Source organism: Tenacibaculum finnmarkense genomovar ulcerans (assembly GCF_900239495.1).
Classification (GTDB): Bacteria; Bacteroidota; Bacteroidia; order Flavobacteriales; family Flavobacteriaceae; genus Polaribacter; species Polaribacter ulcerans.
The window spans coordinates 90,149-97,515 of the sequence record NZ_OENE01000019.1; the positions used below are offsets into that span (position 1 = coordinate 90,149).

Below are 7,367 nucleotides of genomic sequence, written 5' to 3' on the forward strand. Positions count from 1 at the left end.
TTTAGCCGATAAATTCTACAAAAATGAGAGATACTATTTTAGCTGTTGTTATTATTATAAATGCTTTGTGCGGTATATTGGTTTATTTCATGCCTCAAATGGGAAATTATATTCTGTTAACCATTGCATCTTGCGTAAGTATATTGGCTTTTTACGATGCTTTTATTCAAAAAAAGCATTCGTTGATGCGTTCATTTCCTGTAATATCTCGTTTGCGTTGGGTTTTTGAAGAAGAGCGTGAAAAAATTCAACAATATTTTATTGAAGATGATTTAAACGGAACACCAATTAATCGTGAAAAACGTAGCCTTGTGTATCAGCGATCTAAAAAAGAAATTGAAACCGTGCCTTTTGGTACCCAACATAATTTATACGAAAAAGGCTATGAGTTTGTAAAACATTCGTTGTTTCCGAAAGACCATCATCATATTGCTGGCGAAAGAGTGGTTTTTGGTTCTGATAAATGTACCCAAAAATACGATGCCTCTATTATTAATATTTCGGCAATGTCGTTTGGTTCGTTGAGTAAAAATGCAATTATGGCGTTAAATCAGGGTGCTAAAATGGCTGATTTTGCTCATAATACTGGCGAAGGAGGAATATCACCACATCATTTACAAGGAGGCGATTTAATTTTTCAAGTAGGAACAGGCTATTTTGGAGCAGGAAAAAATGAAAATGGAAAGCGTGTTTTTGATGCTCAGGTTTTTAAAGAAAATGCCATCCGTCCTGAAGTAAAAATGATTGAAATTAAGTTTTCACAAGGTGCAAAACCAGGACATGGAGGAATTTTACCAGCTAAAAAAAATACCGAAGAAATTGCAAAAATCCGTGCCGTAGAACCTTTTACACGTGTAGATTCTCCTCCAGGGCATTCGGCTTTTTCTAATTTTGATGAAATGATTGTTTTTATTCAAAAAGTAAGAGATTTATCCGAAGGAAAACCTGTAGGAATTAAATTTTGTGTAGGCGATAATGATGAAATTGAAGCGATGATAAAAGCCTTTGCTGATGCTAATAATTATCCTGATTTTATTTCGGTTGATGGAGGTGAAGGAGGTACAGGTTCGGCACCGATAGAATTTTCTAATTACGTAGGAACACCCTTGTTAGATGGTTTGGCTTTTGTTACTAAAACATTAAGAAAATACAAACTAAAAGATCAAATAAAAATTATAGCAAGCGGTAAGGCAATTGATGCTTTTGATATTGTAAAATACAAAGCCTTGGGTGCCGATGCAATTGGTATGGCACGTAGTTTTATGCTAAGTTTAGGCTGTATTCAGGCGCGTGAATGTAATTTAGATAGCTGCCCTGTTGGTGTGGCTACCCAAGAGGAAGATTTGGTGGAAGCTTTAGTGGTTGCCGAGAAAAATATCCGAGTTAAAAATTATCATGATAAAACGATTGATGCCGTAAAAGAAGTGGTGGCAGCTATGGGAAAAAACTCAATTACCGATGTTAAAGCAAGCCATGTTTTTAGAAGAAATAAAGCGGGAGAAATTCAGTCTTTAGATGCTGTGTACGATTTACAATAAAAAATTAATTAATTAAATATCAGGTTCTAAATACGTGAAGAACTTATCAAAATAATGGAAACAAAATTACAGTTAAACGCTAAAAAATATCAATTAGAACGCTATCCTAAAACCGATGACAAATCGTTACGTGCTTGGAGCAATGCCGAGTTATTAACCCTTGATTATATTACCGATTTAGAAGTTCAAAATATTCATATATATAATGACCGATTTGGTATTTTTAATACCTTGTTAAATACCAAGAAATTAACTACTGTTTGGGCGTATGCAAGTCAGAAAAAAGCAATTACTCAAAATTTAAAATTAAATCATTTACCTACCGATATTGTTTATAAAACACCTTTAGATACTTTAGAGAAAGTAGATTTAGCCTTAATTAAGTTACCGAAATCAGTAGAATTGTTTGAGCTTTTTTTACAACAAATTTATAAATCAGCAGATGAAAACACCGTGGTTGTTTGTGGTTTTATGACTAAATATTTTTCTCGTGCCTATCTTAAAAAAGCCGAAAGATATTTTGAAGAAGTAGAGCAAACCAACGCTTGGAAAAAAGCACGGTTATTAGTGTTAAAAACACCTAAAAAAGAAGTTGAAGAAAGAGCGTTGCTAAATGAAATTAAATTTAAAGAACAAATTATAAAGCAGTATTACGGTGTTTTTTCTTCGGATAAAATCGATTACGGAACCCAGTTTTTCTTAGATAATTTAAAAGTACAAGAAAACGAATTAAAAGTATTAGACGTTGCCTCTGGTAACGGTGTTATCGCTTGGGACGTACTGCAACAAAACCCCGAAGCACAAGTTACTTTGGTTGATGATTTTAATGTAGCAATTGCATCTTCAAAATTAAATATAACAGCCGAAAATGCGGAATTTGTTTGTGCCGATACTTTAAACGATTTAGAAAAAGATACTTTTGACTTAGTAGTTTCTAATCCACCGTTTCATTTTGAGCATGAAAATAATATAGAAGTAACCATTGAACTTTTTAAAGGTGTCGCACGTTGTTTAAAACCAAGCGGACGTTTTGTATTAGTTGCAAATACGCATTTGAATTATAAAACGCATTTAGAAAAAGTTTTTACCAATATAAAAATAATAGGAAATACGAATAAGTTTCATATTATTGAATGTAAAAATGATTAATTTATTTTAAAGAATCTTTAAATAAATTTTATGTAAATACGTAAAATAGCTAACCGCTCTAAATTAAATTTAGAGCGGTTTTTTGTAGAAGAAAATAAGGTTTTAAAATATGAAAAAAATGAATATCAACGCTTTTTTGTTTGGGGGTTATGTGTGTTTTTTAGTGTTAAGTAAATGTTAATTTTTAATAAAAATAAATTAATTAAGGTAGTCTATATCTTTTTTTTTAAATACATTTGTTTGTGTTAAGTCTTTTTTTTGTTGATCTACAGTGTTTTGGGTTTATTTTGGGAAGGTCTGAAAAAAAAGTTAAATAAAAGTTAAAGAAAAATTTAATGAAAGTAGAATTATCTTGTAAATTAGATAGCTTATTTAAGCATAAATTATTGTTTTTATTAATCAAACGATATCACAGTACTATTTTTTAATGTAGTTTGTATTGTTGTGTTTAATTAATTTTTGTTAGCTATGAAAAGAAAAAATCTACATAAAATGTTATTGCTTAATTATTGCTTAATTAAGCGTTTCTTAATAAATTGTTTTAATTCATTTTTTATGAATCTATCTGTATATAAAAAGCAAGTGCTATTAGTTACTTGCTTAATGTTTTTGTTAAGTATAACAAATGTATTTGCGAATCCGTATGTAAAGAACGCCACTGCGTATAAAAGTGAAGTTCCATTTTTCATAGAAAAACTAAGTTTAAATAAAACGGAAGTTAGTTTAAGTTCAGCGGCTATTTATAATAAGAGTTATTATAAATTAGGCGCATCTAAAGCAATAAAAAAGAAAGAAACATCTTTTTTTGAGGGGATGCTAAACGCTGTTAAGGGGTTTGTTTTTAGTAGCAAAGTTACCGCAGCAGTATTTGTTGTTGGTGGTACTGGACCAGGAGACGATTTTGACGGCGATAGCGTTTTAAATAAAGATGATTTAGATGATGATAACGATGGTATTTTAGATACTGATGAATGTTCAGCGATACCTCTTGCTGAAGCAACCTTAGTGTTTGACGAAAATAACCCACCAAATCCTTCAAAAACGTATTCAAACGTACAAAGTAGTGGTTTAAATGCTACGGTTTCTTTTTCTGGCCCTGCAAATGTAGCTCCAGCAACTTTCTTAGCATCTGATGTTTTTACTTTATTTGCTAGTGGAGGTATCAATGGTACCGAAACCATAACATTTGATTTTTCAGATAACCCATTAAATGAGGTATGTTTTGATATTATTCATATTAATGGAGATGCTACTTTTGGTGGTGATGAAATAGAATTTTACGCAACTACGGAGTCAGGAATGCAGTTGACCAACCCAATACTTAAACCAGCAACCGCTACACCAGCATACAATTTACAAAACGGTACAGCAACTGGCTCTAGTACGCCTAATATGGCAGTAGCAACTGTTGGAGATGGTAGTGTAAATTCAAATTTAGGAGTGTCATTTACTTCGGGAGTTGATAAAATAAAGAGTATTACATTATTATGGCGTGATGTAGGTGGTAAAGTAGCTACTCATGGTATTGGTTTCAGAAATATTGATATGACGCGCAACGCTGCATTAAACTGTCCTAATACCGATGGTGATGCTTATACAGATAATTTTGATTTAGATTCTGACAACGATGGTTGTTCCGATGCTTACGAAGCAGGAGCTACTACCGATACAACTGCCGATTACCAATTCCCTGATGTAGATACAAATAACGACGGTCTTGTAGATGCAGTAGATGCTGGAAGCGATGGTGCAGTAGACTATACACCTACTTACGCACAGACTACAGACGGAACTTCTTCTTGTCCTGTACTTTGTACAGATCCTAATAAATATGGTGATACTTGTGATTTTGATGGCGATGGCGTTTTAAATAAAGATGATTTAGATGATGATAATGACGGTATTTTAGATACTGATGAAGGATTTTGTTCTGATGAATTAACTGGTACTTGGACTGGTTCAGGAGCTTCTTGGTCTTCTAGTGCTGGTGGAGTAACAGTTACTTGTAGTTCTACATTTATAAGCCCAGCAAGTCTTTATTCTTCTGGGAATGACACCTTCAATACAACAAATTATTGGTTACCAAATGTTGCAGGTGGAGCTTCTTTCATATATGATGTTAATTGGGACAGTGCTCCAGAGGGACCAACTACCGATATCGATCTTTTAACTGATGATCAAGGTTCTGGTACACTTACATTTACATTTAGTACCCCTGTTGTGAGTCCTGTGTTGCATATTGATAAGTTAGGAGGTTCTTCCAATGGTATGTCAAATTCATTGAATTTTACTTTAGTTACACCAAACATAACTCTGAAAAGGTTGAGTGGTACTGATGACTTTGAAGTTACGGGAACAACTATTCAAAAAACACCTAATTTAGTGTTAATAGATGTGAATTCAGAGGCTTTACCTGAAGTTAATAGAGGTACAGCTGCTGGTTCAGTTCGTTTGGATGGTGTTTTCACGTCAGTTACTTTTAATTGGAAAGGTGTTGGTTTTGAGGGTAATGGTGGTGATCTTATTGAGTTTGCTGTTGAAACCTGTGCATCTACAGACACCGACAGTGACGGAACACCAGATTATTTAGACTTAGACTCTGATAACGACGGCTGTTCTGACGCTTTAGAAGGTGCTCAAACAACACTAACATTAGCAAGTGTAGATGGAAAAGGAATTTTAACAGGCGCAGTAGATGCTAATGGAGTTCCAACAATTGTAAGTGGTGGTCAGGCAGATGTAAGTGGCGCAGACCCAGCAATAACAGGTGGTCAGTGTGATGATGATGGTGATGGTGTTCTAAATAAAGACGATATATGTAATGGCTTTGATGATAAAGCAGATAATGATGGCGATTTAGTTCCTGACGGTTGCGATTTAGATGATGATAACGATGGTATTTTAGATAGTGTAGAAAAGACATGTTCAGAAAATGGTTCAATAATTTGGGACTCAACAACCAAAGGTCTTTTATCAAATACATTTACAGCAAGTAGTAGTACAGCTACAATTATAGGAACTGTTGCTACATTAGCAACATCTTCAGCTTTGCAAGGACCAATATATGCTAATGGCTCTGGTAATGCCAACATAGATATTACATCAAGAGGGGGTTCTGGGGCTATTATAGGAAATGAAACTGTAATTAGTTTTCCTTCAGAAGTTACTTTTAGTGAATTTAATGTAAGAAGTATTGCGGCTGCAAATGGTAGTCCTACTATTGCACCAAATTATGATGAAACACAGATTATTGAGTTTTACAATGGAACAACTAGAGTTTATTTTGATGGAACTCTTTTTACAGAAGGTACAGGAACTATATATCATCATCCATATTATGATGGTATTGATGCAACTTATGCTAGTGGTGGTCCATATTATAATAAACTAACAGGTGTTGCCTATCCAGGTAATACAACTACCAACGTAGCAAGTCCTGCTTATGGTGGGGTAAGTGCATTAGAAGCAGGGTATAAATTTATTATTAATGAGCCTATTACTAAAATAATTATTAAACAAAGCCCTTTAGCAAAACAAGATAATATTGGAATTAGAATTTTAGACATCTGTTTAGGGTATCAAGATACCGACAGCGATGGAACCCCAGATTATTTAGACTTAGACTCTGATAACGACGGCTGTTCTGACGCTTTAGAAGGTGCTCAAACAACACTAACATTAGCAAGTGTAGATGGAAAAGGAATTTTAACAGGCGCAGTAGATGCTAATGGAGTTCCAACAATTGTAAATGGTGGTCAGGCAGATGTAAGTAGTACAGACCCAGCAATAACAGGTGGTCAGTGTGATGATGATGGCGATGGTGTTGTAAATAAAGATGATAAATGTAATGGCTTTGATGATGCTATAGATTCAGATACCGATGGAGTTCCAGACGGTTGCGATTTAGATAATGATAACGATGGTATTTTAGATAGTGTTGAATGTGGTGCTTTATTACCAGGTGCTGTTACTGGGATAGATACAAACACACTAACAGGTACTTTTACCTCTAGTGTTTTGAGTACGGACTTTACATTAACATCTCCTTCTCAAATTGAATTACCTTTAGGAAACAAAATACCTGTTGAATTTAAAAGTTACGCTGGTGTTACTGAAGGAATTTTAGCGTATTGGGACGAAGGAAATGTAATTCCAAATACGTTTGATATTAAATTCACCTTACAAGCGCCAGTAAATGGTGTGTTAAATGCTTTAAGAATAGCAAGTAATGCGCCAGGTTCTGCGTATGGAGCTCAAAATGCAAAGAAACAAATTACATTAACTTGGCCAGGAGGAACAAGTGCTGTTCTTAGTGACCCTTTAAATGAAATAGTAAACCTAACTGATGGTGCTGTAATTACATCTGGTACTATTTTGGAGTTAGATTCTGGTACCAATCAGATTCTAAACTCTCGATGGTATTTAGATATTGATTTAGCGGGAGTGTCATATCCTTTTTCTTTAGATTATCACACTGTTTCAAGTGTTTTAACAAGATATGAAGGTTTTTCTTTCCTTCCAAAAGGATGCTCAGATTTAGATGGAGATACACTTACGAATAATTTAGACCTCGATTCAGATGCTGACGGATGTAACGACGTTTTAGAATCAGGAGGAATAGATGCTGATAATGATGGTATTTTAGATGGTACTGGCTTTGATGCAGATGGAAAAGTAACA

At 34.1% G+C, this 7,367-nt stretch carries 2 protein-coding genes; both read left to right on the top strand.

Annotated features, from left to right (window positions below; genetic code table 11):
- The first annotated feature begins 23 nt into the window (after positions 1-23).
- The gene (locus tag DPIF8902391_RS07475) at positions 24-1,538 is read left to right on the top strand and encodes an FMN-binding glutamate synthase family protein (protein ID WP_172505461.1); all 1,515 of its coding nucleotides are present in this window, start codon (positions 24-26) and stop codon (positions 1,536-1,538) included.
- 54 nt (positions 1,539-1,592) lie between these two features.
- A complete protein-coding gene (locus DPIF8902391_RS07480) occupies positions 1,593-2,687 on the top strand; it encodes a class I SAM-dependent methyltransferase (RefSeq protein WP_172505462.1) in 1,095 nt (364 codons plus the stop codon).
- The last annotated feature ends 4,680 nt before the right edge of the window (positions 2,688-7,367 follow it).